Origin of the sequence: Hymenobacter jeongseonensis, from assembly GCF_015694725.1 — a bacterium.
Classification (GTDB): Bacteria; Bacteroidota; Bacteroidia; order Cytophagales; family Hymenobacteraceae; genus Hymenobacter; species Hymenobacter jeongseonensis.
Genome location: NZ_JADQDQ010000001.1, coordinates 101,468 through 128,400, shown reverse-complemented (window position 1 = coordinate 128,400; position 26,933 = coordinate 101,468). Strand labels below are relative to the sequence as shown.

Here is a 26,933-nt window from a genome sequence, read left to right as displayed (position 1 = left end):
GGGCACCGCACCACGCGTTTGGGCCATTGCCGCCACGCGTGTCCGTGTACGACTAGGCATGGCCCCAACAGCGGCTGCTTCCTGGGCAGTATATGAACGTTGAACAGCAGTACGCGTTCCATTATTGTGGGTATTTGGCTCTGTGGAGCGGGCTTGTGGCTTTGCGAACGCAGATTTTTCCTTGGTGGAGTTAGTGGTTACAGTCGTTTCCAAGACCGCGCGCTTTATCCCGGGAGAAGTTTCTCCCCGCGGCAGCAGCCAGCCCAGCAGCCCCGCCAGCAGGGCCGTGAGTCCAAACAGTAGCGGCAATGGCAACGGCCGTCGGCGCGGGCGCAGCATGGGGGCTGGCGCCCCGATGCGTTGCTCAATGCCGGCCCAAACGTGCGCGCTCGGGGTCAGGTCAAAATCTTCGAATTTGTCGCGCAGGGAGTGGTCGAGGCGGTTTTCTTCCGGTTCTTCCATCATAAGTTCAAGTAGCTGGTCTGCCGCTGGTGCAGCAGGTGAAGTTGTTTGCGGGCCTTGCTGAGCTGGGCCTTCGAAGTGCTGACCTGAATGCCCAGCAGTTCCGCTATTTCGTTGTGGGTGTAGCCGTCCACGGCGTAGAGGTTGAGCACGAGCCGGCAGCCGTCGGGCAGTTGCTCCATCAGGGCCAGCACCTCGGCCACGCCCAGGCGGTCAAGAGCATTAGCATCGGCGGCGAAGGGCTCGGGCACGTCGTCGAGCAGCAATTGCTGGCGGCGGTGCTGCCCGCTTTGCCAGTGGTTGAGGGCCGTGGTGACCACAATGCGCCGCAGCCAGCCTTCAAACGACCCCTCGGCTCGGAAATCGTTCAGTCGCGTAAACGCCTTCACGAAGGCGTCTTGCAAAATGTCTTCGGCCTCAGGCACCGAGCGCACGTAGCGGCGCGCCACGCCCAGCATGCGCCCGGCAAAGTGAGCATAGAGTTGGCGTTGGGCCGCCGGCTCGTGGCGGGCGCAGCGGGAAAGAAGGTCGGCTAAGTCAGCGGGTGGAGCCGGCATGGGGGCAAGGTAAGCCCGGGCGTCGGGCAGGTGCGGGCCAGACCCGTGCCGACGCCAAAAGGCTGCCGACCCAAACAATTATTTTTTTCAACGATAAGGTGGTCGGCTAATTAATAGCGGTATAGAGATGGACAAACCAGGCCGACACAAATTAAACTAAGAAAATAGTTTTTAAACTAAAAATTTAGTTATACGTTTGCGTTACCTTAACATCATCTCCTGATACCTATTCCATGGACCCGTCCTTCCCTGAACTCACCCGCGCCGAAGAACAAGTGATGCAGGTGCTTTGGCGGCTTGGCCCCTCCTTCGTGAAGGACGTGCTGGCCGAGCTGCCGGCCCCCGCGCCGGCCTACAACACGGTGTCCACCATCATCCGCATCCTCGAAACCAAGGGCTTCGTGGACCACGAGGCTTTCGGGCGCACGCACCGCTACTTCGTGCTGGTGGCCCAGGACGAGTACCGCCGCTTCTCGCTGCGCAAGCTGCTGGGCGGCCACTTCGGCAATTCCTTCAGCCGGCTGGTTTCCTTCTTTGCCAAGGAAGAAAACCTCGATGCCGCCCAGCTCGACGAGCTGCTTCGCCACGCTTCCCATCCCCAAACCCCTGATTCCAATGAACCCAATCAGCCTGCTTAATTGGATGCTGCTCAGCACGGTGCTGCTGGGCGCGTGGTGGCTCTGCTACCGTTTGCTGTTGCGCTCAGAGCGCAGCTTTGTCTACAACCGGGTGTTTCTGGTGCTGGGGCCGGTGCTGGCGGCGGGCCTGCCGCTGTTATCCCTGAGTTGGCTAGCTAGCTGGGTAGCAGGCCAGGGCAAGCTGGCTGGAATGGCGTCGGTGCTGCTGCCTTCGGTGGTAATAGGAGCGAAGACAACCGGCGAGGCCACTGGGGTAGACTGGCCGTTCTGGGTGCTGGCAATTTACCTAAGCGGCGCGGTGTTTATGCTGGTGAAATTGGGCTGGGAGCTGGGCCGGTTGTGGCTGAGCACGCGCCATTTGGCCCGCGAGCAGTGCGCCGGCTACACGCTGGTGCGCACCCACGGCACGCTGGCCACCAGCTCCTTTGGCAAAGCCGTTTTTTGGGACGAAACCCTGCCGCTGAGTGTCACCGAAGCCGGCCAAGTGCTACGCCACGAACTCGCTCACGTGCAACAAGGCCACACCTACGACCGCCTGCTGCTGGAGCTGCTGCGCGTGGCACTGTGGTTCAACCCCTTTGTGCACCTCAGTGGCCGGGCGCTGGCCCTCACCCACGAATTCTTAGCCGACGAAGCCGCGCTGCGCCACGACGCCGCTGTGGCGCCAGCCTTTTCGCCCACACATTCCTACGCTCACCTTTTGGCCCGGCAAGTAGCCACCCGTCTTGGTTTCTCCATCCCGCTTGCGCACTCCTTTTCCCATTCCCAAACCTTACGTCGCATAGCCATGATACACCAAAATTCTCCCATTCGCCGCTGGAAACAGTGGTTCGCGCTGCCGCTGCTGGCAGTGTCCTTCGTCACCGTTGCCTGCGAGCGAAATCTACTTGTGCCCGACATGCCTCCGCCCCCGCCGCCCACCGTCATGGACGCGACACCTCCACCCCCACCGCCGCCGCCCCCTGCGCCGGATATCGCGCCTCCGCCCCCACCAGAACTGCTTGGGCAGGAAAATCCCGGTCCTGGTAAGGTTTACACTTACGTCGAAAAGATGCCTCAACTTCCCGGTGGGGGCGGCAATAGGGCCATTATAGATGCCATTAAAAGCAACCTGGCTTATCCGTCAGTGGCGTCGGCTGACCGGAAGCAGGGGCGGGTATTTGTTTCCTTTATCGTGAACAGCGAAGGGCAGGTACAACAGGCTAAAATTGTTAAGGGCTTAGCTCCTGCGTACGATGCGGCGACGGTGGCAGCCGTAGAAAAATTGCCGCGTTTTGTGCCTGGTCAGCAAGACGGTAAGGCCGTCTCCGTCACCTTCACGGTGCCCGTGGAGTTTGCTAAATAGGCATTTGTTGCAAAAAATAAACAGCGGCTTGTTGCAGGTCCGGAGCTACGGCTCCCGGCACTTTGCGGCCCGCTGCCTGGAGAAACCGCTCGAAAAGCTCCGCCACTGGGCGGGGCCTTTCTGCGTTAGCCTCGACAACAACCGCTCAAAAGGGGTTAACTTGCGGGTAGTATTCCCCTTCTTATTCAGATTTATTCCGTGTTGTTTTCCCTCCTGCCGCGCCACGTTGTAGTGGCTGCTTCGCTAAGCCTGCTGGCTGCCGCGAGCTTGCCCGCCTGCCAAACCCGTCCTGCCGAGGGCGAGCCCGCCGCCGGCCTCGCTGCCGACGGCAGCACCGCCCCCGCCACGCCCGCGCCCATTGACTCGGCCCAAATCCGGATGCAGGTCATCCGCCGCGATTCGTTGCTGGCCGACTCCATCATGAAGAAAAGCGGGCAGCTGCCGGGCGCCATCCTGCCGGGCAAGCGCATCGTGGCTTTCTATGGCAACATCCGCTCGAAGGGCATGGGCATTTTGGGCCGCGAGCCCAAGGAGCAGATGTTCCGCAAGTTTGAGAAGGTGCTGGCCGAGTGGCGTGCCGCCGACCCCAGCCGGGGCGTGCAGGCCGCGTTGCACAACGTCACCATCACGGCCCAGGGCACGCCCGGCAAAGACGGCAAGTGGCGCCTGATGAACTCCAAAGCCACCATCGAAGAGGTGCTTAGCTGGGCCAAGGAGCACAACTGCATTCTGTTTCTGGACGTGCAGCCCGGCCATAGCACGCTGGCCGCCGAACTGCCCAAGCTGGAGCAGTACCTCAAAGACCCCATCGTTCACCTGGGCATCGACCCCGAGTTTTCGCTCTCCACCATGCCCGGCGTGCGCCCCAACCAGAAAATCGGGACCCTCGACGCCAAGGACGTGAACTTCACCGTGAACTTCCTGGCCCGCATCGTGAGCGAAAACAAGCTCCCGCCCAAAGTCCTGACCGTGCACCGCTTCACGCGGAAAATGATTACCAACTACAAAAACATCAAGCTCGACCCCCGCGTGCAGATTGTGATGCACATGGACGGGCACGGCGAGCCCACGCTCAAGAAGGATTCCTACAAAGACTACATCGTGGCCGAGCCCGTGCAGTACACCGGCTTCAAGCTGTTCTACGAGTACGATGCCCGCCCCAAGCCCCACCACATCATGACGCCCGAGGAGGTCATTGCCCTAACGCCCTCGCCGCTGTATATTCAGTACCAGTAAGCGCTGAACAGCTCTACGCAAAAGGCCCCGGCAGAATGTTCTGCCGGGGCCTTTTGCGTGCTTGTTGAGACAGGACGTTGTCTAGTGGGCGTCCAGGCTAATCTTGCCGATAACCTTTACGCGCTTGATGAGCAGCACCAGCGGCAGGCAGACCACGAAGAATAGCCCAATCATCGTGAACACCTGCGAGTAGGTGATGATGGATACTTGCTTCATCAGAATGCCTTCCAGCGCGGCGTAGGCCTGCTGGCGGGCCTGCTCCAGCGAGAAGCCGCGCGACAAAAAGTTCTGGGTGAACGCCTGTATGCGCTCCACGGTGTTGGAATCGTAGAGCGAGATGTGGGCCAGCGGGCTGATGCGGTTCTGGGCGATGCTGCGCTCCAGGTACGTGCCCACAATGGCCACCCCAAACGAGCCGCCGAGCTGCCGAATCATGCCGGTGAGGCCGGCCGCCTGGCCCGCGTCTTTGCCCGAGAGGCCGGCCAGGCTCATGGTGGTGATGGGCAGGAAAATCAGGCCCATGCCCAAGCCGCGCACCATCAGGGGCCAGAAGAAGTCGTCTTCGCCGGCGGTGGGCGAAATGATTTGGGCCATCCAAAACGTAAAGACGAAGAAGATGAAGAAGCCGACCGGAATCATGTACTTCTGGGGCACGCCGGCTTGCAGCATTTTACCGATGACGGGCATCATCAGGCCCGAGGCCAGTGCGCCGGGCAGCAAGATGTAGCCCGTTTGGGCCGCACTGAAGCCGAGAATTCGCTGTGTGAAAATCGGGAAGATGAACACCGAGGCAAACATGCCAAAACCTAGCACAAACGACAGCACCGCGCCCACAGCCAGATTGCGGCTCTTGCCGAGCACCCGCAAATCCACGATGGGCTGCCGGGCCGTGAGCTCGCGCCACACAAAGCCAACCAGGCCAATGGCCGCCAGCACGGTGAAGGTGTTGATGTAGGTGCTTTCGAACCAGTCCTCGCTTTCGCCCTGCTCCAGTACCAGCTGCAGCGAGCCCACGCCCATAATCAGCAAGCCAATGCCCAGCCAGTCAATCTCGCGCAGGGGCCGCGGAATGGCATTCTTGATGCGTTCGGGGTCGCGAATGAACAGCAAGGTGAATATCGCGGCCATGATGCCCACCGGCACGTTCACGTAAAAAATCCAGGGCCAGTCGTAGTTGTCCACGATGTAGCCGCCCAGCGTGGGGCCGATGGTGGGCCCGATAATCACGCCCATGCCAAACAAGGCCTGGCCCAGCGGCAGCTGCTTGGGCGGGAACGTGTCAATCAGAATCGACTGCGAGGTAGCCATGAGCGCGCCCCCGCCAATGCCCTGAATGAAGCGGAAGGCCACCAGCTCCCAAATGTTGGTGCTCTGGCCACAGGCAATGGAGGCGATGGTGAAAATCAGCACCGACGCGAAGTAGTAGTTGCGTCGCCCAAACTGCTCGGCCAAAAAGCCGGTCATCGGGATGATAATGACGTTGGCGATACCGTAGGAGGCTATCACCCAGGTTACTTCCTGCTGCGTGGCCGAGAGGTTGCCCATCATCTGGGTCAGGGCCACGTTCACAATGCTGGTGTCGATGAGCTCCAGCAAGCAACAGAGGACCACCGTGATGACGATAATCCACTTGGTAAATCCGGTTTCCATTATAGCTTAATTATGAGTCACAAGGCCGTCATGTTGAGCGCAGTCGAAGCATCTCTACCGCTTCGTTGTGGCAGTATTGATTACCACTGCAGTAGAGATGCTTCGACTGCGCTCAGCATGACCGTTTTTTTAAGGCTTGCGTGGTTTTACTTCAACTCCACAATGGCGTTCACGCTCATGCCGGCGCGTAGCGGGTGCTGCGGGTCCACTTTGTCGAGAGCAATTTTCACGGGGACGCGCTGGGTCACTTTCACGAAGTTGCCGCTGGCGTTGTCGGGAGGCAGCAGGGCGAAGCGGGCGCCGGTAGCGGCGGAGAGCGACTCGATGTGGCCTTGGAATTCCTGATTGGGATACGCGTCCACTTCCAGTTTCACGGGCTGGCCCACTTTCATGTCTTCCAGCTGCGTCTCCTTGAAGTTGGCGATAATCCAGGTTTTCTCGCTGCCCACCAGGCCCATGAGCTGCTGGCCGGGCATTACCACCTGGCCGGGCTGCACGTTTTTCTTGCTCACAATGCCGTTGGCGGGCGCCACCAGCGTGGTGTAGCTGAGCTGCAGGCGGGCGTTGTCGAGGTCGGCCTGGCGCTGCTTCACCACGGCCTGGGCCACGGCTACTTGCTGCTGCGAGGCGGCCACTTGCTGGCGGGCCACGCCCACTTGGTCAGTAGCGGTGGCGCGCTGGGCGTTGGTGGCGCGCAGGTTGGCCTGCACGGCATCGTACTCACTCTGCGGAATGATGTCCTGCTCGCGCAGAAACGTGCTGCGCTTGAGGTCTTTGCGCAGCTTGGCCTGATTGGCTTCGCTCACGCCGATGGTGGACTGGGCGGTGCGCACGTTGGCCTGGGTGGTGCCCACGGCGGCGCGGGCGGCGGTTACCTGGGCTTGGGCGGCGGCCAAGGCGGCCTCGGCGGCGTTCACGCGCTGCTGGTAGTCGGAGGGGTCGAGGGTGGCGAGAACGTCGCCCTTTTTCACGGGCTGGTTGTCTTCCACCTTCACCTCGAGCACCGGCCCGCCCACGCGGGGCAGCACCGGAAACACGTCGCCCTCCACTACCGCATTATCGGTGCTTTCGTGAGCTTGGGCAAACTGGTAGCGCGTCCAGCCGTAGAAACCGCCCGCCAGCAGCACCACGGCCAGAATAATGAACATGAGCGGGTTGCGCCGCTTGGGCTCCTCCATAATCGTTTCCGTCTCCGGCAAGGCCGCGTTGGGATAAGGAGCTGGGGCGTGGTGTACGGCGGGAGAGTGTTGAGGCTGGGCCATCTTGGTAAGGTACAGGTGTCGGGGTTTTTTGAGGAAAAGGAAAAGCAGAAACGAGAAGGAAAAAGGCCAAGCGGCCTTTAGCTCGGCTTTTCGGTGGTTTCTGGTTGGAGGGGCGCCCGCACCAGCAGGGTGGCGCAAGCCGCAGTGCGCAGCACAATCTCGGCGGTGCTGCCCATCAGGAAGCGGGTGATGCCCGTGCAGCCGTGCGCCCCAATCACAATGAGGTCGGCCCGCTGGCGGCTGGCTTCGGCCACTATTTCGGCCGCGGCTTCGCCTTGCACGATGCCGGTTTGCACCCGCTTCGTGCCGGCTTGCTCGGCCACGGCGCGCAGGTCCTGCAGTCGCTGAGCACAAGATGCCGGACGGGCCGCCGAGGGCTCACCAACCGGAGTTTCCTGCGGTTCGCACACGTGCAGCAGGCGCAGTTCGGCCCCGGTTGCTACGGCCAGCGCCGCCGCATACGCCACCAGCCCCGACGATGCGGCCGAGAAATCGAGCGGGCAAAGGATGGTGGAAAGGGTCATTTGTTTGAGGAAAAGCAGTTGTACAACAGGTCGTCATGCAGAGCACAGCGAAGCATCTCGCGTGCAGTAAGTAATTAGTGGTGGCACGCAAGATGCTTCGCTGCGCTCTGCATGACGGCCTACTTTATTGTTCTAGTCGGCTACTTCCAAATCTGCTCGCCGGTGGCGCGCTTGAGCTGGTACTGGCCGAGGGTATAATTATAGACGGCCTGGGCGCGCGACAAGCGGGCCTGCGCCAGTTGGGTTTCGGCGTCTAGCACGTCGAGGTTAGTGCCCACGTCGTAGCGGTAGCGGGCCCGGGCGCGGGTGAGGGCGTCGGTGGCCTGGGCAATTTGCTGCTCGGCGTTGGTGTAGCGGGCCTGGCTGAACTCCATGTTGTTGACGGCCTGGCGCACATCGGCCCGGATTTGTTCCTGCAGGTCCTGGGTGCGAGCCACGGCGCTGCGGGAGTTGGCGAGGGCCTCCACGCGCTGGTTCTTGTTCTTGTTGCCGTCGTAAATCGGCACCGACAGCTGCACCACGCCCACCGTGTTCGGGCGAATTTGGTTGAGGTCGGGCAGATAGCCGTTTTTGGCACCCACTTGCGCGCCCACGCCCAGGCTGGGCATGTTGCTGCGTTCCACAAGGCGCTGCTGGAGCGTGGCGGAAGTCTCGGCGTCGCGGGCCAGCTTGATTTCGGGGCGGCTGTCGTAGGCCCGGGCCAGTTCGGCGTTCACGTCCACGGTTTGGGGCTGAAAGGTCAATTGGCCCTTCACCGGAACGTCGGCCTGCGACGGCTTGTGCAGCAAGCGGGCCAGTTGCACCTGCTGGTTGCGGAGCTGGTTTTGCAGGTCAATCCGGGTGTTTTGAGCTTGCGTAATGCGCACGTTGGTAGTCGTCACGTCGAAGCGCGTGCTCACGCCGCCCTGCACCCGCTTCTCCATCTCGTTGCGGTGGGCACGGAGGGAGGCAATCTGGGCGTCCTGCACCTTGATGCTTTCGCGCATGAACAGGATGTTGTAGTACACCTGCGCCGCGTTGAAGGCCAAGTCGCGCTTGGTCACGTTCACGTTGTCGCGGGCGGTTTGCACCTGCGATTCGGCCAGCTTTACCTGGGCGTCGCTCTTGCCAAAGTCCAGCAGCAGGTACTGCGCCGTGATGTGGGCGTCGTAATTGTTGTTGGGGGCCAGTTGCAGGATTTCGCCGCCAAACGGCAGCTGCACCACCGGGTCGATGCGGGTGTAAGTGGCCGTGCCGGTGATTTGGGGCAGGAAACCGGTGCGCGTTTGGGCCAGCCGGCCGTTGGCGGCATTGGCCAGCTCATCGAGCGAGGTCACCGCCGGGTTGGCATCGAGCACCGAGCGCAACGTGCCATCCAGGGTCAGCGAATCGCTGATAATATCGATGCCAGCAGCCGTCTGTGCCGAGGCCGAACCAGCACTAACCAGCGCCAGCGCAACAGCCACAACGGCCAATGGTGAAAAACGAGAAAACATAAGCAAAAGCAGGTTTGAATCTGCCGGAGCCTACCGAAACTTGTGCCAAGGAGTGTTCAGCTGAATAAATCCAATTAATCCCAATCCATTAAGTTGGTTATCAACGATATTTATAATTTTAGCGCTGTTGTAAACCAACGCTGCAAAAATCTGTTTTCCTTAAATAGCAGGGATTCCCCAAAATTATTTCCTGTTATTTAAGGAAAAGCCTTTTCAACAGGCCGCTAGCTTTATGCCCGAACAAGACGATACCCTGCTGCTGCATTTAAACGAAGCCATTGCAACGACCCGCGACAAGGACTCGCTGTTTAAAATAGTTACCACCAAGCTCCGCCTCATTTTTCCGTTCGACCTCATCGGTATCAACGTGTTTGATGCCGAATTGAAGAACAAGCGGCTTTTCCTGCGCGACTACTACGGCGCCGAAGAAATTGTGTCGGAGTTGCCCGCCACAGTGGACTATTTCACGCCCATCGCCGGTTCGCCCGTCGAAAAACTCGTGGCCGACCCCCGCGTGCGTCAAATCACGCTCCAGGACTATATGGGCGACTACCCGGCCTATGAGCCCTTCCTGCGCATGCTGCACTTAGGCGTTTCGCAGCTCACGGTCGTGCCCTTGCGCACGGCGGGCCACCTCACCGGCTTTCTCACGCTGGCCTCGCGCCGCCGTCCCAATCTCACCCCCGCCGACGAAAAGCTGCTGGAAAAAATCGGGTCGCTGGTCGCCGTAGCTGTGGCCAACACCCTCGCCTTCGAGGAAGTGGCGCGCCGCGAGCAGGAGCGTACCCTGCAGCTCAACATCAACAACGCTTTGCTCAGCATCAAGCAGCGCGAACCGCTGTTTCGGGCTGTGGCCGAGGAGCTGGGGCGCCTGGTACCGTTTGCCTATTTCGGTATTCGGGTGCAACGAGCGGGGCAGCAAGCGAATATTTTTCAAGCCTTTGCGGAATTCCTGCGCGATACGCCTGAAGCCCCGCTGGTAGCCTTGGACCCCGAGCGCGACCAGGACCAGCGCCTCAGCGACCCCGCCGGCATCTACCAGCAAAACAGCGAACTGCTGCACGAACCGGCCATTTATTCCGGCGCCGAATTCAAAGAGTTGGCCGTGCGCTACCCGCGCTTGCGCTACATCTACGAGCATTACGGGACGCGGGCGGTGCTGGTGGCGCCCATTTGGCAGCGCCCCGATGGTGCGGCCGTGCTTACCCTGTCCGCCGCCCGGCCCGATGCCTTTCGGAACGAGGACCTGGCCACGGTGGTGGCCTTGGTGCCGCAAATTGCCCTGGCGTTGGAAAACCTCTTTGCCTTCGAGCAAATCGAGGAGCTACGGGCCCAGGTAGAGCAGGAGCGCACCTATTTGGTGGACGAAATCAACACCTCGGCGCGCTTTGGGGCCGATTCGGGAGCATTCATCGGCAGCGGGCCCGCCTTGCAGCAAACCTTGCTCCGCATCCGCCAAGTGGCCTCTACTGACACCACCGTACTGATTTCGGGCGAAACCGGCACCGGCAAGGAATTGGTGGCCCGCGAGTTGCACAACGCCTCGCCCCGCCACAACCGAGCCCTCATCAAGCTCAACTGTGCGGCCTTGCCCGCCCAGCTCATCGAAAGCGAACTGTTCGGGCACGAAAAAGGCGCGTTTACCGGCGCCGTGGAGCGGCGCATTGGCAAGTTTGAGCTGGCCAACGGGGGCAGCATTTTCCTCGACGAAATCGGGGAGCTGCCGCTCGACCTGCAAGCCAAGCTGCTGCGCGTGTTGCAGGAGCGAGAGTTTGAACGCTTGGGCGGCACCAAAGTCCTGCATTCCGATGCTCGCGTCATCGCCGCTACCAACCGCGTGCTGGCCGACGAAGTAGCTGCCGGCCGCTTCCGGGCCGACTTGTACTACCGCCTCAACGTCTTTCCCATCGCGCTGGCCCCGCTCCGCGAGCGCCGCGAAGATATTGAGCCGCTGCTGCGCCACTTCGTGCAGCGCCTGAGCAAGCGCCTTGGCAAACCCATTCGGCAAGTTCGTCCGGCTGATTTGGCCGCGTTGCAGGCCTATGGCTGGCCGGGTAATATCCGCGAGCTAGAGCACGTGCTGGAGCAAGCTATTATTGTGAGCCAGGGCCCCTTTTTAGAGTTTGCAGGATTTGCTGCTGCGCCCCTGGTACTGGCATTGCCAGCGGGGGCAGCCAGCAATTTTGCGCCCCTCAAAACGCTGAAGGAGCAGGAGCGCGACCACATTCTGGCGGCGTTGCAGCGCACCGGTGGCCGGGTAAGCGGCGCGCAGGGCGCCGCTCTATTGCTCGACATTAACCCAAAAACACTGGAGGCCCGGATGAAAAAGCTGGGCATCCGGCGCACGGTGGGCGTGGAGTAGCTCGGGGCGGTCTACGCCAAGAAATAACCGTAAAAATGGCCGCCGAGGAAAGCCAGCCGTACACTAGGCTACTTTCCATAAAACAACCCACAACCATGGCCAATACGACCACCACCCCGAAGCACACCGACCCTGCCACCAAGCGTGACGAGAAAAAGAACGAAGTAGAGGTGAAGGATAAAGTCTCGGGCAAGACCATTAAGACGCAGAAGAAGTAATTTTCTTTAAGAAGCAAAAAGCGCCCGGCACGTCTGACGTGTCGGGCGCTTTTGCGTTATAGGAGGCTCATTACCAATTGCTCAGCAGGCGGCGCACCAGAATGATTTCGCCGGTGTGATAAGCCGTGTGGTCGGCGATGAGCATGGCCTCGCGCAAAATAGTTTGGCCGGTGCCATGCGGTATGGGGGCCAGCAAGTTGGTTTTCTCATCGTGCAGCAAGTCGATGAACCGCTGGCGGTCGGCCTGAATTTGGGCTAGCGTGCCTTGCCATTGCTGTTTGTCGGCGGTAGCATCGCGGGCGGGCCAGTAGCCGGCTGGCCAATCCGGTGATTCGTGCTTTTCGCCCAGCGAAAACTCTACAATATCCCACTGCGCGATGCGAATGTGCTCGGCTAATTGCCAAATGCTGTAGGGCGCATGCGGCACGTGTTGGTTCCAGATTTCGGGCGTCAGGTCGGCGCAAGCCTCCTCGAAGGTGACGTGGGCATTACCCTGGGTGAGCAGGCTGATAAGCTCGGCTACGATGCCTTGTTTGGTGGCTTTATCCACGGGGAATTATGGTTCGGTGGTTTTCGGGAAGCTGTACTTGCTGGTTTCAGCGCATAACATGCCCTTCCAAGCAGCTCGGGAAATGAAATTACGCTACGCGTTTCTAGAATCGTTCTATTTATGGTTTAGGGTGCGCTGGCTTAATGGTGGTGAAAATTAAGGAAGCGAGCACAGGGGACGAGAAGGCAGCGCGGTGTTAACGTGCAGTCCGAAACAAGTAAATCGAAGCCTGGCCGGACTTTTTGCCCGCTTCTGTGGCGATGTACATGCTTCCATCGGGCGCGAAGGCCAGGCCTTCGGGCTGCGGAAACAAGTCCGTGGGCAAGGATTGCGCGGCGATTAGCTCCCCGGTAGGGCTGAGTTCAACCAAGGTGTTTTGCCGAGCCGAGAGCACAAATACGTGGCTGGTGCGCGGGTGCACGGCCACGGCCGACGGGGCAAACCCGCGCGAAGAAGCCTTTGTTGAGCCTTTCTTCCCGGCCTTTTTACCCGACTGTTTGGTCTCTGGTACCTCAGTTGGCAGCGCGGTGCCAATGGCGGCGATGTCGAGCACGAAAGCTGGTTTGGTTTCGGCCCGGTAGGTGCCCCGCTGCAGGCGGTACACAGCGCGTTTGGTGGCCGGCAGGTTGGCGCCGGCGTCGCCCTTGCAGGCCACTAGCAGCGTTTTAGTGGCGGCATCATAGGCCAGGCCTTCGGGCTCGTTGGCAAACGTGAGGCCCGTTTCGAATTCCTGCGTGGTGGTGCCATTGTACTGAAACAGCGTGCCGTCGCTGCGCAGAATAAACCAGTCGTTGCCCACGCCGGCCAGGTCCTCAAAGTCTCCGTTGCCAGCGAATTTCACCGTGCGCTCCAGCTTGCGCGAGGTCAGGCTGTAGTGGTACAAATTGCCAGTTTCATCCTCCACGCCGGTGATGCCGTTCGGGCCGTCGAGCGCGATGCCGGAAAGCTCGGCTAGCTCTGAGGGCATGACGTAGGTGGCGGCCGGCTGGCTCAAGTTGTAGCTCATCACCCCAAAGGCCGGTCGGGTAGTAGACGAGACTGGCGGGGCACCGGCAGTAACGGGACTGGCGGCGAGCGAGGGAGCCGCGGAGGTACTGCACATGTTGGGCAACAGCAGCAAAGAAATCAGCAGAACAGGATTCATTAGAGAGATTGAAAAGTGGAGGAAAAGCCTCGGGAGAGAAATTAAAGTGGTAGTGGAAAAGGGGTATTTACTCGTCAGCGACGGGTTGTAACACCTTCAGCGAAGGGAGGCCGCGCCTGGCATTCCGCCAGTTGTTGGCGCGCTTGGCGCAGCTCTTCGGTGAGTGCAGCCCAGGAAGCATCGTCCTCTTCTTCGTCATCGTCATCCCAAGCGGTGCGCAGCGCAGCCACGTCGGGCCGCTCGGAACGGTACGGTGGGGTTAGCCAATACAGATTGGCCCCGACCGAGAGCAGCAGCGCTCCGGCCAGGACCCAGGTCAGCAATTGGAAAGTTGAGCGGGCAGCCAGTTGCATCCAGTGGTCCGTTGATTGACCACAAAGGACCCACCCCGACATTAAGACGGCCTGACTACGACATTAAAAGAGTATTAACGGCCCCTGGCCCAATGTCCCACTCGGCGCCGCTATAAAGCTGGCAGGCGCACCGTTACCTGCGTTCCTTGCCCTAAGGCAGAATGAATGCGCAGTTCGCCCCCGTGCGCTTGCACAATCTTGTGGGTGACGGCCAAGCCCAGGCCATAGCCGGGCTGGTTGCGGGCATTGGCGGCCCGGTAAAGCGGTTCCAGCACGCGGGCGGCCTCCTCTGGGGAAAGGCCCGGCCCGGTATCGGCCACGGTGAGCAGCAACCACTGGGGCGTTTCGTAACCTAAAGTAACCGAAACGGCCTGCTGGGAATACTTGCACGCGTTATCCAGCAAGTTGAGCACGGCCGTGTGCAGTAGTTGCGCATTGCCCCGCACCTGAAACGGCGCTTCCACGGATTCGGGCCAGCTGCCAAAGTCTACTTGCATGGCCCGGCCCGGGTGCCGAACGGCGCAGGCATCCACGGCTTGCAGCAGCACGTCATCGAGCGGCACGATGGCCCGCCGAAACGAGGTGTCGTCGGCCATGGCCAGGGCCAGCAGGCCGTTGGTCAGGTCGATGACTTTTTGAATTTCTTCCACCGCCGATTCCATGCTGTGCCGGGCGGCGGGCAGGTCGCGGTCGTAGGCGGCTGCGGTTTCTAGGGTGCCCAGCACGTTGGCCAGCGGGGTGCGCAGCTCGTGCGAGGCGTGCGAAAGAAAGCTTTTCTGCGCTTCAAAAGCTTGTTCTAGCCCGCTGAGCATCTGGTTGAAAGTGCGCGCGAGCTGGGCAATTTCGTCCACGCCGTTGCCCTCGTTCACCCGCTGGCGCAGGCTGGAGGCGCTGATGCTCCGCACCTCGGCCACCATGCGGGAAAGCGGCCGCAGCGAGCGGTCGGCAAAGTACCAGGCCGCGGCAATGATGAGCACCAGCGCGCCCAGGTTGCCGCCCAGCAAAATGGACCGGAGCGTCTCAAATTCCTTACCCCCAAACTGGTCGCGCCCGCTCACAAACACGAAATACGACCGTCCCTTGTGTCGGTACAGAATGCCCAGCGTTTCAATATCGCCTTCTTTAAAGCGGGCCGGTTCTTTGCGGGTGATGCGGTCGAAATACTCCGCGTCGCGAGCCGACGGCGTGGCCTGCTTCTTTTCCTGAGCCAGGTGAAACAGCAGCCGGCGCTGCTCGTCGTAGATGCTGATGCGCTCATTGTGCATGGTCAGCAGGTCCTTTTTGCGAAAGGTGCTGAGCAGGTCCTCGTCCAGGTTCAGGCGCCGGATGAGCAGGATGGCCGTTTGCACGGCCTTGCCTTCGAGCCGGTGGTAGAAACGCAGCTCGCGGGCCCGGGCGCTGTAGAAGTAGATAAACGCCGTGAGGCAGAGCTGAATAGCGAACACCAGCCCCAGAAAGCGCAAGATGAGCTTGTGCCGAATCAACATGGGTCCTCCCGCAGCATGTAGCCCATGCCCACTACCGTGTGTATCAGCTTGGGCGTGTGGCCCTTGTCGAGCTTGCGGCGCAGGTGGCTGATGTACACGTCGATGATGTTGGTATTGGTGTCGAAGTCCAGCTCCCACACTTTTTCGGTGATGTCGACCCGCGAAATGATTTTGCCGCGGTTCAACAGCAGGTACTCCAGCAAGGAGTATTCTTTGGCCGTGAGGTCGATGCGCTGCCCGGCGCGGGTCACGGTTTTGCTTTCCAGGTTCAGTTCCAGGTCGGCCACCCGCAGGGTGCGCTTCACGGCCGAGGCGTCGGCGTTGCGCTTGGTGAGCGCCCGGGCCCGCAGTAGCAGCTCCTGGAATTTGAAGGGCTTGACGAGGTAATCATCGGCGCCGGCCTCAAAGCCCTGCACTTTGTCTTCAATGCTGTCGAAGGCCGTCAGAAACAGCACGGGCACGTGGGGGTTGTCGGCCCGGATGAGGGCACAAAGTGCAAACCCGTTGAGGACCGGCAGGTTGACGTCGAGAATAATCAGGTCGTAGGCCTGCTGGCGGAACATAGAAAGCCCCAGTTGCCCATCAAAAGCCACGTCCAATTCGTAGCCCTCGCTGAGAAAGCCTTTTTGGATGAACGACGCCAGCTTGGGCTCGTCTTCGACCAGGAGTAGTTTCATGCGACCATCGTAAAGTATCCTTTCAACCCCAACCCAGTCGCTCGGTTGCCGTGGACGCTGGTTTGTACAAGGCGAGCGAGCAGGCGCTGCGGTGAGTGGGCCTATGTGTTTTCTTGGAACTGTTGCGGCCGCGCCCGCAAAGCCGTTAATGCGCCGGTAGACCACAGCGCCCAACCCATCAGTACGGGCTGGAAAAATAACCGCCCCAGCCGCTTGGCGTCGGTATCAAGGCCAAAGGCAGAAATGTGGTGGGTGTACTGGTGCACGTTGCCGGGAAATACCAGCGCATAGAAGGCGGCCAAACCCACGCCCATGCGCACCCGGTTCCGGCCCTTCAACAAGAGCAAGGCCAAGCCCAGCCCAATTTCCACTACGCCCGATTGCAACACGACGGTGTCTTTGTCGAAAGGCACAAAATCAGGCACCTGCGCCTGAAATTCCTGCCGCTGAAAGGTGAGGTGCCCCGTGCCGGCCACTATCATAAAGGTGCCCAAAATGCCACGGGCGACGTTCTGTAAGGTTGTGGTGTGCGTTTGGGGTGCCATAGCTTACCGAAGGGTTAGTCGAAAGCTTGTCTATACGGAAGGCCGCCGCCAGAGTGTAAGTAGCGTGGACTCTGCGAGTCCGCGTGTGGGCAGACGACTCCTGCAATGCGCGGACTCGCAGAGTCCCTCCGGGTACGACCACGCTACTTCGCGTTTCCGACTTCAAAAGCAGTTTAGTGGGCCTGCAGCCAGTTGTCGCCGGTGCCTACTTCCACTTCCAGGGGCACACCGCGGGGCAGTAGCAGGGCCGTGGTCATCAGCTCCTTGATTTTGGGGGTGATGTAGGCCACTTCCTCTTTCACCGCGTCGAACACCAATTCGTCGTGCACCTGCAGTATCATGCGGGTCTGGAGCTTCTCCTCGCGCAGCCAGTGGTAGATGTTAATCATGGCCATCTTGATGATGTCGGCGGCCGTACCCTGGATGGGGGCGTTGATGGCGTTGCGCTCGGTGTAGCCGCGCAGCGTGGCGTTGCGCGAGTTGATGTCGCGCAGGTAGCGGCGGCGCTTGAGCAGCGTTTCGGCGTATTCCAGCTCCCGGGCCCGGTTGATGCTCTCGTCCATGAACTGCTTCACCGACGGGAATTCCTGGAAATAGGTCTCGATGATGTCCGTGGCTTCCTTGCGGCTGATGCCGATGCGCTGGGCCAAACCGAAGGCCGAAATGCCGTAGATGATGCCGAAGTTGACCGTTTTGGCTTTGCGGCGCATCTCGCTATCTACTTCTTCGATGGGCACTTTGAAGACTTTGCTAGCGGTGCTGGCGTGCACGTCGAGGCCCTGGCGGAAGGCCTCAATCATGGTTTTATCGCCCGAGAAGTCGGCCATGATGCGCAATTCCACCTGCGAGTAGTCGGCCGCGAGCAGCACGTGGTTTTCGTCGCGCGGCACGAAGGCCTTGCGAATTTCCCGGCCCTTTTCCGTGCGGATGGGGATGTTCTGCAGGTTGGGGTTGGTGCTACTCAGGCGGCCGGTGGCGGTCACGGCCTGGTTGAAGTTGGTGTGCACGCGGCCATCGGCCACGCACACCAGCTGAGGCAGCGCCTCCACGTAGGTCGAGCGCAGCTTGGTGAGCTGGCGGTACTCCAGTATGAGGGCCACGATGGGGTTGTCGGCGGCCAGCAAGCTCAGGATTTCCTCGCCGGTGGCGTACTGGCCGGTCTTGGTTTTCTTGATTTTGCCGCCGCCAATCTGCATTTTGTCAAACAGCACTTCGCCCAACTGCTTCGGCGAGCCGATGTTGAACTCCTGCCCGGCTTCGCGGAAAATCTGCGTTTCCAGCTCCTGAATGTAGCCTTGCAGCTCGGCCGAGTACTCGTTCATGGCGTTGGAGTCAATGCGCACGCCCTCGTACTCGATGCTGCTCAGCACCGGCACCAGCGGGTTTTCCACGTCGTTGAGCAAGCCCAATAAACCCAGGTCCTGCAGCATGGGCTCAAACACATGCTTGAGTTGCAGGGTCACGTCGGCGTCTTCGCAGGCGTAGTCCTTCACCTCGGCGGGCGGGATGTCGGCCATGGTTTTCTGCTTCTTGCCTTTGGGGCCGATGAGGTCGATAATCGACACCGGCGAGTAGTGCAGGTAGGTTTCGGCCAGCACGTCCATGTTGTGGCGCATGTCGGGCTCGATGAGGTAGTGGGCCAGCATGGTGTCGAACAGCTGCCCGCTCACCTCCACGCCGTAGTGCCGCAGAATGGTGAGGTCGTACTTAATATTCTGCCCGATTTTGAGAATGTGCTCGGCCTCGAAAAACGGGCAGAATTCATCCACGATGGCTTGCACCGCTTCCGGGTCCTCCACCGGTACGGGCACATAATACGCCTCGCCTGGCAGCCAGCAAAAGCTCATGCCCACCAGCCGGGCCGTCATAATATCGAGCCCGGTGGTTTCGGTGTCGAAGCTCACTTCGGTTTGCTGCAACAGGAAGCCGAGCAGCATCTGGCGCAGCTCGGGCGTGTCAATCAAATGGTATTGGTAGGGCACGTCTTCCAAGCGCTTGCGCGGGCCGCTGGGGGCGCCGTACTGGCCGGTTTCGCCTTCTTCCGCGTCAACGGCAATGGCCCCGTCTCCCGGGTTGCCGAAGAGCGAAGCTTGGTCGCCGGCCACTAGTTTGGGGCGGCGCACCGGGGTGCTGCCGGGCTTGGCCACGCTGGCCGGGGTGCGGGCGGGACCGTTGCCGCCGAGCACGCGGGCCGCCAGCTGCCGGAACTCCAGCTCGTCGAACAACTCGCGCAGCTTGGCTTCGTCGGGCGCGTCGAGCACCAGCGCATCGGGCTCGAAGGGCAGGGGCACGTTCACGTGGATGGTGGCCAGCTCCTTGCTCATCAGGCCCTGCTCGGCGAAGTTGCGCACGTTTTCCTGCTGCTTGCCCTTGAGCTCGTCCACGTGGGCCAGCAGGTTTTCCACCGAGCCGTACTTCTGAATCAGCGTCTTGGCCGTCTTCTCGCCGATGCCGGGAATGCCGGGAATGTTGTCGGAAGCGTCGCCCTGCAAACCCAGAATGTCAATCACCTGCTCCACTCGCTCAATCTCGAAGCGGGCCAGCACGTGGGCCACGTCCAGGATTTCGGCCGCGTTGCCCATGAAGGCCGGGCGGTAGATTTTGATGTGCTCGGTCACGAGCTGGCAGTAGTCCTTGTCGGGCGTCATCATAAACACCTCGAAGCCTTGGGCCTCAGCCCGCTGCGCCAGGGTGCCGATGACGTCGTCGGCCTCAAAGCCGTCCAGCATCAGCACCGGAATGTGGAAGGCCTGAATGATTTTCTTGATGTAAGGAATGGCGATGCCTATGTCCTCGGGCATGGCCTGGCGCTGGGCCTTGTAGGCAGCAAACTGCTCGTGGCGAAAGGTCTTTTTCGGCCCATCGAAGCACACGCCGATGTGGGTGGGCTTTTCCTTTTGCAGCACCTCCACCAGCGTGTTGGTGAAGCCGAGCACGGCGCCCGTGTTCATGCCCTTGGAGTTGATGCGCGGGTTTTTGCTGAACGCGAAGTGCGAGCGGTATATCAGAGCAAAAGCGTCGAGGAGGAAGAGTTTTTTGGGAGGGGTGGCGGATTGTTCAGGCATAGTGCGAAGGTACGGGCGACCAGTACAGAAGGGTATAGCAAAATAGCCAGTTCCACTGTTACGGCTACTGGTATTGGCACCTTGGGCCACTGCCGCGAGTGGGGGCGCTCAGCCCGGCAAGCTACAGCGCCGGCTTCACCTCCAAGACAAAACTGCTGCTGCCCGCAAGGCCACTAGCGGCAAGGCCTTGAACTACAACCAGAAATCGCCCGGCTTGGTCACCGGTATAAAACTCTACCGGGCGGGTAGTGCCACTGGACGTTGCCAGTTCCGGATTCCAATACAGCAGATTGCGCAGGTCGGGCAAGCGACTTTGCTTTTCTTGGTCGGTTTCGTAGCGGGGGGCGTAAAACTCGCGCTGTTGTTGCACCCCTTCGTATTCCTGCACCAGCGCCCGTGCATCGAGCTGAAACCCTTCGAGGTTGCCCTTATACGTCGTGAAGCTCACAATGCCTTCATAAGCCGCCACACCGTGGAAATACCGGGCGTCGACAACTTCCAGCTTTTGGATTTTCAGCGGGTCCATCGCCATGATTTTGTTCATGTTAAATACGGGCACACCGTCCAGGAGCACCATGGGATTTTTCTGAAACAGTTCCTTGTTCAGCCGGTCGGTCACGGCTAGGTGAAAGCCGTCCTTGCGGATGCGCACCAGCACGCCTGGCACGTATTCGCGCAGCACTTCCTCCAGCACTTTGAAGCGGGTGTATTTATCAAGCAGATAGGATTCGTTGGGCTTGCCAAAAAAAGACAGACTATCGACGGGCTGGGCCACGAAGCGGTTACGGTACTGGCCCGCAAACACGTGCTGGACCTGCGCCTGCAGATGCCGCTTGGCGTAGTCGAGCTGAAAGCGCCCCGTTAGGCCAAACGCAGAGCCGACCGCACTGGCGTACTGCTTCGAAAAAGGAGAAAGCACCGTCAGCTGCAGGGTTGTGTCCTGCTGCGGGGCGGTTTGCAGGACCAAGTTTTGAGTGCCGGCAAACTGTTGCATCTCAAATTTCACCCGGCCATCGGCGGTGCTTTCGGAGTTGCTCAAGTGCGTGATGCGGCTCGGCGAGGACAAGTATGTGATGACGCCCTGGACCGGCGCGTTGGTGCCGGCCCGGGTAACATGGCCTTGCACTACCAGCCCGTTGGGCTCAGGCAGGTGCTCGAAGGGCTTGGGCGTCGCGGTCAGCACCTCTTCCCAGCGAAACCGACTCCAGCCTTGCGTGAGCATCAGGTTATCGACGGCTAGGGCTGCTTCGGCCGCCGGCGCGGTGAAATAGTAATCGGGGTTTTCCACTGCACCCTTCAGGTCAGAGCTCAGCCAGAGGTAGCGGTCGATGGCCGTGGCCTGGGTGGTGGTCAGCGAATCGAGGCGGTACACGGCCATCGAGAGGTTGGCCGCGATAAAGTGAGTGTGCTGGTCGGCTGTGCCTACCTGCACACTCACTTTATCGCGGAGACCGTACTGGGCCTTGCTGGGGCGTGCCGTAATAGCCAACTGGCGTTTGGGTGCCTGGAAGTATAGCCGTTCGCACAGCGGGCGCCGGGCCGAGTTGAACAGGGTGAAATGGGACACGCCCTCCAGCAACTGCGTTTTGTTTACTATAAACGCCGCCTGGCCGTTGACGAGCTGTGCCTGCAGGGCTACCGCCGGGTGCTGCCGCGAATGAGCCAGCAGAAACACTGTTTCGGGACTCATAGTGGTGGCTATAACGTTCACGGTGAGCTGGTCGGCCCCGGTATCCTCGAGACGTAGCACGTAACCGTGGTCCTGGGTCTGGGGCAGTAGCCGACGCAGCACCTGGTTTTTGCCCAGCGTTACAACTGCGGTGTAAGCACCTTGCCCGGCAACCGTTGGGGTAAGATTGAACGTGCCCATGCCCAGCTGCTGAGTCTGGAAAGTGGCCACCACGGCGCCGCTCTGGTTCAAGACCTTACCCGTGGCGGCAATGCCCTTGCCGGCCTTGTCGGTCACTTTGAAAGCTACTTTGCCTGGCAGGCCCTGCACGAGGTTGCCGCCTTCGGGATAAAACTGCGCGTCGTACGTAGACGAATCCTTGGTGCCCGCGCCCGACGACGTGAGGGTATTTATGACCGTGACCGACGTGTGGAAATACGCCTCCGGCCCGGCGTTTTGCATCCAGCTAGTGTACGCCCGCACCGTGTAGCGGCCCGCGGGCATGGAGGTGGGTAGCAGGAAAGAGCCCTGTCCCGTGGCGTTTTTCAACTCGATTTTGCCCTGCAGCACGGGCTGTTGCTCTGCGTTGATTATTTCCACGTAGGCCACGCTGCTCAGGCGCAGAGGGCTGCAGTACGTTCCTTCCACGGCGTAGAGCTTGAACCACATGGTCTCGCCGCTCAGGTACACCGGCCGGTCGTGGTGGAGGAATATCTTTTCGTGCGGCCCCCGTTGCTCGTATTCCGCCAGCTTGCGGGCAATGTCGGTGCTTGCATCGGCCTGTGCTGCAGCCGAGCCCAAGCCAGCCAACCCGCATAGCAGCACGGTTCCCAAACCGGTGCAAAAGTGCCGTGAAGCCAGATGTGTGAAGTTGGCCATGAAGTTTTTGCGGTGCTGGAAGGGTTTGAACGCCATATTCTACCAGAAAGTAGGCCTTACGGTCGTCCCCCGGGTGCGACAGTCAATGCAATCACGGGACTTGGCCGTGTAGCCCTGTAGCACGGGGCCTGGACCATAAACAGGTTCAATGGGCAGGTTACCGGACAAGGGGTTGAAAGCGCCGTACAGAATAACCACTGGATTGGGGATAGGAGGATTGGGACGGTCGATGTAAACGGTGTCGGGCGGAAGGCACCCCTCGTAACCAGTGCGCACATCCCACTCCTGGGGCAGCTCTTGCCGAGCGATAAAAAGGCGTTTCTCAGTGCAGGAATGGGCGCTGACAAAACCCAGGGCAAGCTGGTCGGGGGCGGAGAGGCATCGCACGTTGCCCGTGAGCTGGGCGGGCTGGGGGTCGAAGAGCGAGCCGAGGCTCTCAGTGTTTTTGCGCAGCAACTCCCAGTAGGCGTACTCCTCCTTGGTCAAGGCGTGCTGCTGGACCAAGACGCTGTAGCGCGAGGTCAGCCGCTCAGAGGTGCGTGCCAGCCGCCGCACCCTAAAGCCCGACACCACGTCTTGGCTCAAAGCCGTAGTCTTGTCAATTTGTATAGCAGTTGAAAGAGCACTGCCCCAGCAAATGGTCGGGTACGGCACCACGATGTCCCGCATTTGTCCGTTAACGTACTCCACATTAGGTCGGTAAGGCGGATTAATTTCCCAGGTCTCCTCATAGTCCCAACGATAATACTGGCTGGCGTTTTGGTCGTCGTGCGTGTCGACGAGCACGTCGACACCTTCCGGGGTAGCGCGCCAAGCCACCGCGTCGATGGGCGGGGTAAGCTTGACGGGTACGAATTCGGACGCATAGTCCTGCCCGGCTTGGGTCAGCACGCGCAGGCGGTACTTTTTGGCCGGGTCGAGCACCAGCGGGGCCGAAACATACGCGCCAGCTACGCCCTCGCGCAACCCCAGGCGCGCTCCGGCTTCGTCTTCAATAAAGGCGTTGGCGCGGAGTTCGGCTGGGGCCACTGCCTTCGAGTCCACCGCGTAGGTACGCGAAAGGCGGACGGTCGTCACACCCTGCGCGTTGAGGAAGCCGTCCACTACCAAATAGTTCGGTGGAGATTCAAGCGCCTCGGGCAAATACGAATCCGTACAGCCCATTAGCAGCGCCAAGCACCATATTAGACTCCGGCCAATGGATAGAGGAAAGGTGCGCATTTAGAACTTGAAATTGTAGGTTATACTCGGAATCGGCGCACCAAAAACGGCCAGTTGGTAGCCCTTGATTTGCCCGTTCACCGCTTTGAAGTAAATGGAATACGGATTGCGGCGGCCGGTTACGTTATAAATGCCCAGCGTCCAAGAACTGTGGGCCAGCTTCTTCACTTTGTGGCCGCCTTCGATGTTGAAAGCGAAATCGAGGCGCATGTAGTCAGGCACTCGGTAGGCATTGCGGTCCGAATAATATACCCGCAACGAGTTGGCCACGTAGTACTTGGCCAGCGGCAGGGTAATGGGTCGGCCCGTGCTATAGGTGGCGTTGAGCGAGGTGCTGAAGCGGCGGCTGAACCGGTAATTGCCCACCATGGTCACGTCGTGGGGCTTGTCGAAATTAGTGGGATAATAACGCCCGCCGTTTATCATGTCCGACGTGGTGGCCGCATTCACCTGCACCAGCGAGCGGGAGTAAGTATAGCCCACCCAGCCGTTGAGCTTGCCCGTGAGCTTCTTTAGAAAGAACTCCACGCCGTAGGCTTGGCCTTGGGCGTTGATGATGTCGGTTTCAATGTGGCGGTTGAGCACCAGCGTGGCGCCGCTTTTGTAGTCAACAAAATCGCGCAGGGTTTTGTAGTAAGTCTCGACCGATACTTCGATGGTATTGCCCTTGAAGTTGCGGTAATACCCCACCGAAACCTGGTCGCCAATTTGGGGGCGAATGTTGCCGTCGCTGAGCTTCCAGACGTCGGCTGGCGAAACAGAGGCAGTATTAGTCAGCTGGTGAATGTACTGGCGCGTGCGGGTGTAGCTCGCCTTTACCGACGAGTTGTCGTTGAGCGAATAGCGGGCCGAAAGGCGGTATTCCGGGCCGTGGTACTGGGCCAGCACCTTATTAGAAGCGTGCTGCACTGTGTCGATAATCGTCGCTTCCGTGCGCGACTCTCCCGGCGCGTACACGTACACCTCGCGCGGGCCCAGGGCTTGGAATAACGAGTAGCGCAGCCCCACCGAAAGCGAAAACCGCGGCGTGATGTCAAACCGGTCGGAGAGGTAGAGGGCGCTTTCCAAAGCCTTCTCCTCGGGCAGTACGTTGGGCCGTATCAGCGAGGCTTCACCGCGAGGTATGAAGCTGCCCGGGGCAATGCGGTAGAGTTGCGAACTACCGCCAAAGTCGACGGTGTGCCGGGAGTTCGGAAAAAAGCTAAAATCCGCTTTCAGGCCGCCTTGGTTGATGGCGTAGGCTAGCTCCGACGCCGTGGTTTCGTTTTTGATGCTGGTAATGCTGTAGTCGTAGTGGCTGTAGGTGCCCGTGAGCACTCCATAGAGTTGGTTGTTAAACGTGTGGCGCCACTTCACGCTGGCTGCCTGGTTGGTGTAGCGGTACGTGGTGTCGCTGGCCAAACGGAACCGGTCGGTGCTGAAATACCCCGTCGCGTACACCGAATTTTTGTCGTTTATCTCGTGGCTGATGTGGCCCGTAACATCGTAAAACCCCGCCGCGCTTTGCTTGAAATTTTTGTCCGACAGCTGCTTTAAAATCCAGTCGGAGTAGCTGGCCCGTCCGCTGATAATGAACGCGCTTTTGTCTTTGGCCAGCGGCCCTTCCAGCGTGAGGCGGCTGGTAAGCGGACCGATGCCGCCCGAACCCGAAAACTTCTTTTTGTTGCCTTCTCGCGTGGTAATGTCCAGCACCGACGACAGGCGCCCGCCGTACTTGGCCGGAATGGCGCTTTTGTACAGCTCCACACCCTGTAGGATGTCAGGGTTGAAGGCCGAAAAGAAGCCAAACAAGTGGGACGGGTTATAAATCGTGGCGTCGTTGAACAAAATTAGGTTCTGGTCGGTGGCCCCGCCGCGCACGTTCAGACCGGTGCTGCCCTCGCCCACCGTTTTCACGCCCGGCAAGGTCATCACCACGCGCAACACGTCAGTTTCGCCAAACGCCGTGGGCACTTGGCGCATGGTCTTGATGTCGAGTTTTTCCAGGCCCATTTGCATGCCCGATACGTTCTTGTCTTTTTCGGCCTCAATCACCACCTCTTTCAAGGTCACGATATCCTCCTCCACTTCCACCTCGAGCTTGCCGTTCCCCAGCAGCACCACCTGGCGCCGGGTGTTCTTGATGCCGACGCCCCTGATTTTGAGGTCGTGCCGGCCGGTGGGCAGCGTCAGCGAAAAGTAGCCAAACTGGTCGGTGCTCGCGCCAATGCTCGTGGCTTCGGAGTAGATGGACGCCCCAATCACGGGTTCGCCCGATTTCTGCGCGCGGATGTGCCCGGCCAGGGTGGCTCGGGTGCTGTTGCTTGCTGTTCCAATTTCGTACACCTTGAATTCCGACGCCGTCACGTAGCGCGAGCGCGCCACCGGCCCGGTGGCCGCGGCCTCGTCGGCCTGGGCCAGGGGAGTGCCTGCCTTGGGTTGGTAAAACTCACCGGGCAGGTTGGGATTAATAGTGACTCCCGATGTGATAAAGACCCGGTTTTCATCGTCGATGGCAAACCGAAACGGCGTGTTTTGCAGGACCTGCTCCAGTACGGAGCGCACCGGTTGATTCTGCACCTGCAGTGTTATAAACAAGCTGTCGACGACGCTGGGCTCAAAATAGAACCGCAGGGTCGTCTGTGACTCCAACTGTCGGGCAAACTGCTCAAAAGGTAATTGCGTGAAATTACCACTAACTGCTTTTTCGCTCTGCTGCGCGGTGCTGATAAAGCACTGCAACGTGAAAAACAACATGAGTAACACGGGGTAAACATGCTTCATGAACCGCAGAAAAGAGAATGGAACGGAATAAAATACTTGCTCGCCAGCGCGATTACGAACGCAAGCTCGAGTAATAGCGCAGCAGTTCAACGGTGGCTGCTTCGCGTTGCTTCTTGTTAAAATTCAGTTTGTGCTCCTGAATGTACCGCTGTATTTCCTTGTTGCGGTCGGCAAGCAGGCGCACAACCGAGGACTTGTTGCGGATAAGATGGTAAACGCCACCCTTTTTGATAAATAATTCATCGATATCAAAATACGCAACATCGATTTTGCCGTCGATGATTTGCTCTTGTTGGCGCTTGGCTCGTTTGGCCAGCAGCTGAACTTGGCTATCAACCAAGACTTCGTAGTAACCCGTGCGAATGACGTTGCGCGAAGCGCTATCGGCCACCAAGCGGACAAATTGGTGGTCGTTGAGGGTGAAAGCCCGCATCTGTTCGTTGATGAGCCGCATGGTCAGCGGGCTGGTAGGGTGCTGCAACACCACTTGGTCCAATACCACGTCGTAGTTCAGCCGCAGATTATTAAAAACCTGGTTGTTGTACTCAACGCTGCCCGGCTGCCTGTCTGGCGCCGAAAAGAACTGATGACCAATCTGAGCATGGTACCGCTTGGCATAGTCCACGTATTCGGGGCCATTGTATAACTTGGGCGACCCAGCAAAAGAGTCGGTGTACTGTTTTTGAGCTGCCGCTACGGACGCCGCTAGTCGGGCATCGCCCAAGGACTGCTGGCCCCAAGTGGGCAAACTGAGCGCGAACAGGCACAAGCTGAGCCCACCGGTAATGCGAAGCATCTTCATGGTTGCAAAATGCAGTAGAGACGGAAGTGACGGCGGCGAAGGGGAAGCT

The 26,933-nt window shown here is 59.8% G+C and carries 21 protein-coding genes; 5 read left to right on the top strand and 16 right to left on the bottom strand.

Translation table 11 applies throughout. The features are described 5' to 3' along the window. Positions 1-461: 461 nt before the first annotated feature. The gene (locus tag I2I05_RS00550) at positions 462-1,019 is read right to left on the bottom strand and encodes an RNA polymerase sigma factor (protein WP_196280271.1); all 558 of its coding nucleotides are present in this window, start codon (positions 1,017-1,019) and stop codon (positions 462-464) included. Positions 1,020-1,252: 233 nt separating this feature from the next. Here I2I05_RS00550 and I2I05_RS00545 point away from each other — a divergent pair, with 233 nt between their 5' ends. The 3 genes from I2I05_RS00545 (at position 1,253) to I2I05_RS00535 (ending at position 4,238) form a co-directional block, all read left to right on the top strand. Then, positions 1,253-1,657 carry a BlaI/MecI/CopY family transcriptional regulator gene (locus I2I05_RS00545; protein WP_196280270.1) on the top strand — a complete coding sequence of 135 codons (405 nt, stop codon included), beginning with the start codon at positions 1,253-1,255 and terminating at the stop codon, positions 1,655-1,657. Beyond that, complete coding sequence (locus I2I05_RS00540; RefSeq protein ID WP_196280269.1) at positions 1,635-3,002, top strand: TonB family protein; 1,368 nt, start codon at positions 1,635-1,637, stop codon at positions 3,000-3,002. Before I2I05_RS00545 ends, I2I05_RS00540 begins: the two co-directional genes overlap by 23 nt. Positions 3,003-3,200: 198 nt before the next feature. Continuing rightward, positions 3,201-4,238 carry a hypothetical protein gene (locus I2I05_RS00535; protein WP_317192289.1) on the top strand — a complete coding sequence of 346 codons (1,038 nt, stop codon included), beginning with the start codon at positions 3,201-3,203 and terminating at the stop codon, positions 4,236-4,238. 81 nt (positions 4,239-4,319) lie between these two features. Here I2I05_RS00535 and I2I05_RS00530 read toward each other — a convergent pair whose 3' ends face one another. The 4 genes from I2I05_RS00530 to I2I05_RS00515 form a co-directional block, all read right to left on the bottom strand. Next, the gene (locus I2I05_RS00530) at positions 4,320-5,888 is read right to left on the bottom strand and encodes a DHA2 family efflux MFS transporter permease subunit (protein WP_196280268.1); all 1,569 of its coding nucleotides are present in this window, start codon (positions 5,886-5,888) and stop codon (positions 4,320-4,322) included. A gap of 146 nt (positions 5,889-6,034) precedes the next feature. Then, complete coding sequence (locus I2I05_RS00525) at positions 6,035-7,150, bottom strand: HlyD family secretion protein (protein ID WP_230688057.1); 1,116 nt, start codon at positions 7,148-7,150, stop codon at positions 6,035-6,037. A gap of 77 nt (positions 7,151-7,227) precedes the next feature. Next, the gene (locus I2I05_RS00520; protein ID WP_196280267.1) at positions 7,228-7,674 is read right to left on the bottom strand and encodes a universal stress protein; all 447 of its coding nucleotides are present in this window, start codon (positions 7,672-7,674) and stop codon (positions 7,228-7,230) included. 140 nt (positions 7,675-7,814) lie between these two features. Next, positions 7,815-9,149 carry a TolC family protein gene (locus I2I05_RS00515; protein WP_196280266.1) on the bottom strand — a complete coding sequence of 445 codons (1,335 nt, stop codon included), beginning with the start codon at positions 9,147-9,149 and terminating at the stop codon, positions 7,815-7,817. Positions 9,150-9,381: 232 nt separating this feature from the next. Between I2I05_RS00515 and I2I05_RS00510 the strand changes: the two genes are divergently transcribed. Further along, positions 9,382-11,511: a sigma-54-dependent Fis family transcriptional regulator gene (locus I2I05_RS00510; protein ID WP_196280265.1), complete on the top strand. Its 2,130-nt coding sequence runs from the start codon at positions 9,382-9,384 to the stop codon at positions 11,509-11,511. 95 nt (positions 11,512-11,606) lie between these two features. Further along, entirely contained in the window at positions 11,607-11,729 is a 123-nt protein-coding gene (locus tag I2I05_RS22090) for a hypothetical protein (protein ID WP_262895128.1), read from the top strand. 70 nt (positions 11,730-11,799) lie between these two features. On the opposite strand, the gene I2I05_RS00505 is transcribed toward I2I05_RS22090, so the two are convergent. From I2I05_RS00505 to I2I05_RS00455, 11 genes are all read right to left on the bottom strand, one after another. Beyond that, complete coding sequence (locus I2I05_RS00505) at positions 11,800-12,279, bottom strand: DinB family protein (protein WP_196280264.1); 480 nt, start codon at positions 12,277-12,279, stop codon at positions 11,800-11,802. Positions 12,280-12,475: 196 nt separating this feature from the next. Beyond that, positions 12,476-13,423 carry an SdiA-regulated domain-containing protein gene (locus I2I05_RS00500; RefSeq protein ID WP_196280263.1) on the bottom strand — a complete coding sequence of 316 codons (948 nt, stop codon included), beginning with the start codon at positions 13,421-13,423 and terminating at the stop codon, positions 12,476-12,478. Between the two features lie 74 nt (positions 13,424-13,497). Next, a complete protein-coding gene (locus I2I05_RS00495; protein ID WP_196280262.1) occupies positions 13,498-13,746 on the bottom strand; it encodes a hypothetical protein in 249 nt (82 codons plus the stop codon). A 140-nt stretch (positions 13,747-13,886) separates the two neighbouring features. Then, positions 13,887-15,263 (bottom strand): HAMP domain-containing sensor histidine kinase, encoded by a 1,377-nt coding sequence (locus I2I05_RS00490; protein WP_196280261.1) that lies wholly within the window; start codon positions 15,261-15,263, stop codon positions 13,887-13,889. Continuing rightward, entirely contained in the window at positions 15,257-15,940 is a 684-nt protein-coding gene (locus tag I2I05_RS00485) for a response regulator transcription factor (RefSeq protein WP_196280260.1), read from the bottom strand. Before I2I05_RS00485 ends, I2I05_RS00490 begins: the two co-directional genes overlap by 7 nt. Positions 15,941-16,041: 101 nt before the next feature. Beyond that, positions 16,042-16,485 (bottom strand): DoxX family protein, encoded by a 444-nt coding sequence (locus I2I05_RS00480; RefSeq protein WP_196280259.1) that lies wholly within the window; start codon positions 16,483-16,485, stop codon positions 16,042-16,044. Positions 16,486-16,658: 173 nt separating this feature from the next. Beyond that, positions 16,659-19,550, bottom strand: a complete 2,892-nt coding sequence (polA, locus tag I2I05_RS00475) for a DNA polymerase I (protein ID WP_196280258.1) — start codon at positions 19,548-19,550, stop codon at positions 16,659-16,661. Between the two features lie 121 nt (positions 19,551-19,671). Then, the gene (locus I2I05_RS00470) at positions 19,672-22,134 is read right to left on the bottom strand and encodes a hypothetical protein (protein WP_196280257.1); all 2,463 of its coding nucleotides are present in this window, start codon (positions 22,132-22,134) and stop codon (positions 19,672-19,674) included. 3 nt (positions 22,135-22,137) lie between these two features. After that, positions 22,138-23,319 (bottom strand): DUF4249 domain-containing protein, encoded by a 1,182-nt coding sequence (locus I2I05_RS00465; RefSeq protein ID WP_196280256.1) that lies wholly within the window; start codon positions 23,317-23,319, stop codon positions 22,138-22,140. Further along, positions 23,320-26,082: a TonB-dependent receptor gene (locus I2I05_RS00460; protein ID WP_196280255.1), complete on the bottom strand. Its 2,763-nt coding sequence runs from the start codon at positions 26,080-26,082 to the stop codon at positions 23,320-23,322. A gap of 52 nt (positions 26,083-26,134) precedes the next feature. Then, positions 26,135-26,884 (bottom strand): hypothetical protein, encoded by a 750-nt coding sequence (locus tag I2I05_RS00455; RefSeq protein WP_196280254.1) that lies wholly within the window; start codon positions 26,882-26,884, stop codon positions 26,135-26,137. Between the last annotated feature and the right edge of the window lie 49 nt (positions 26,885-26,933).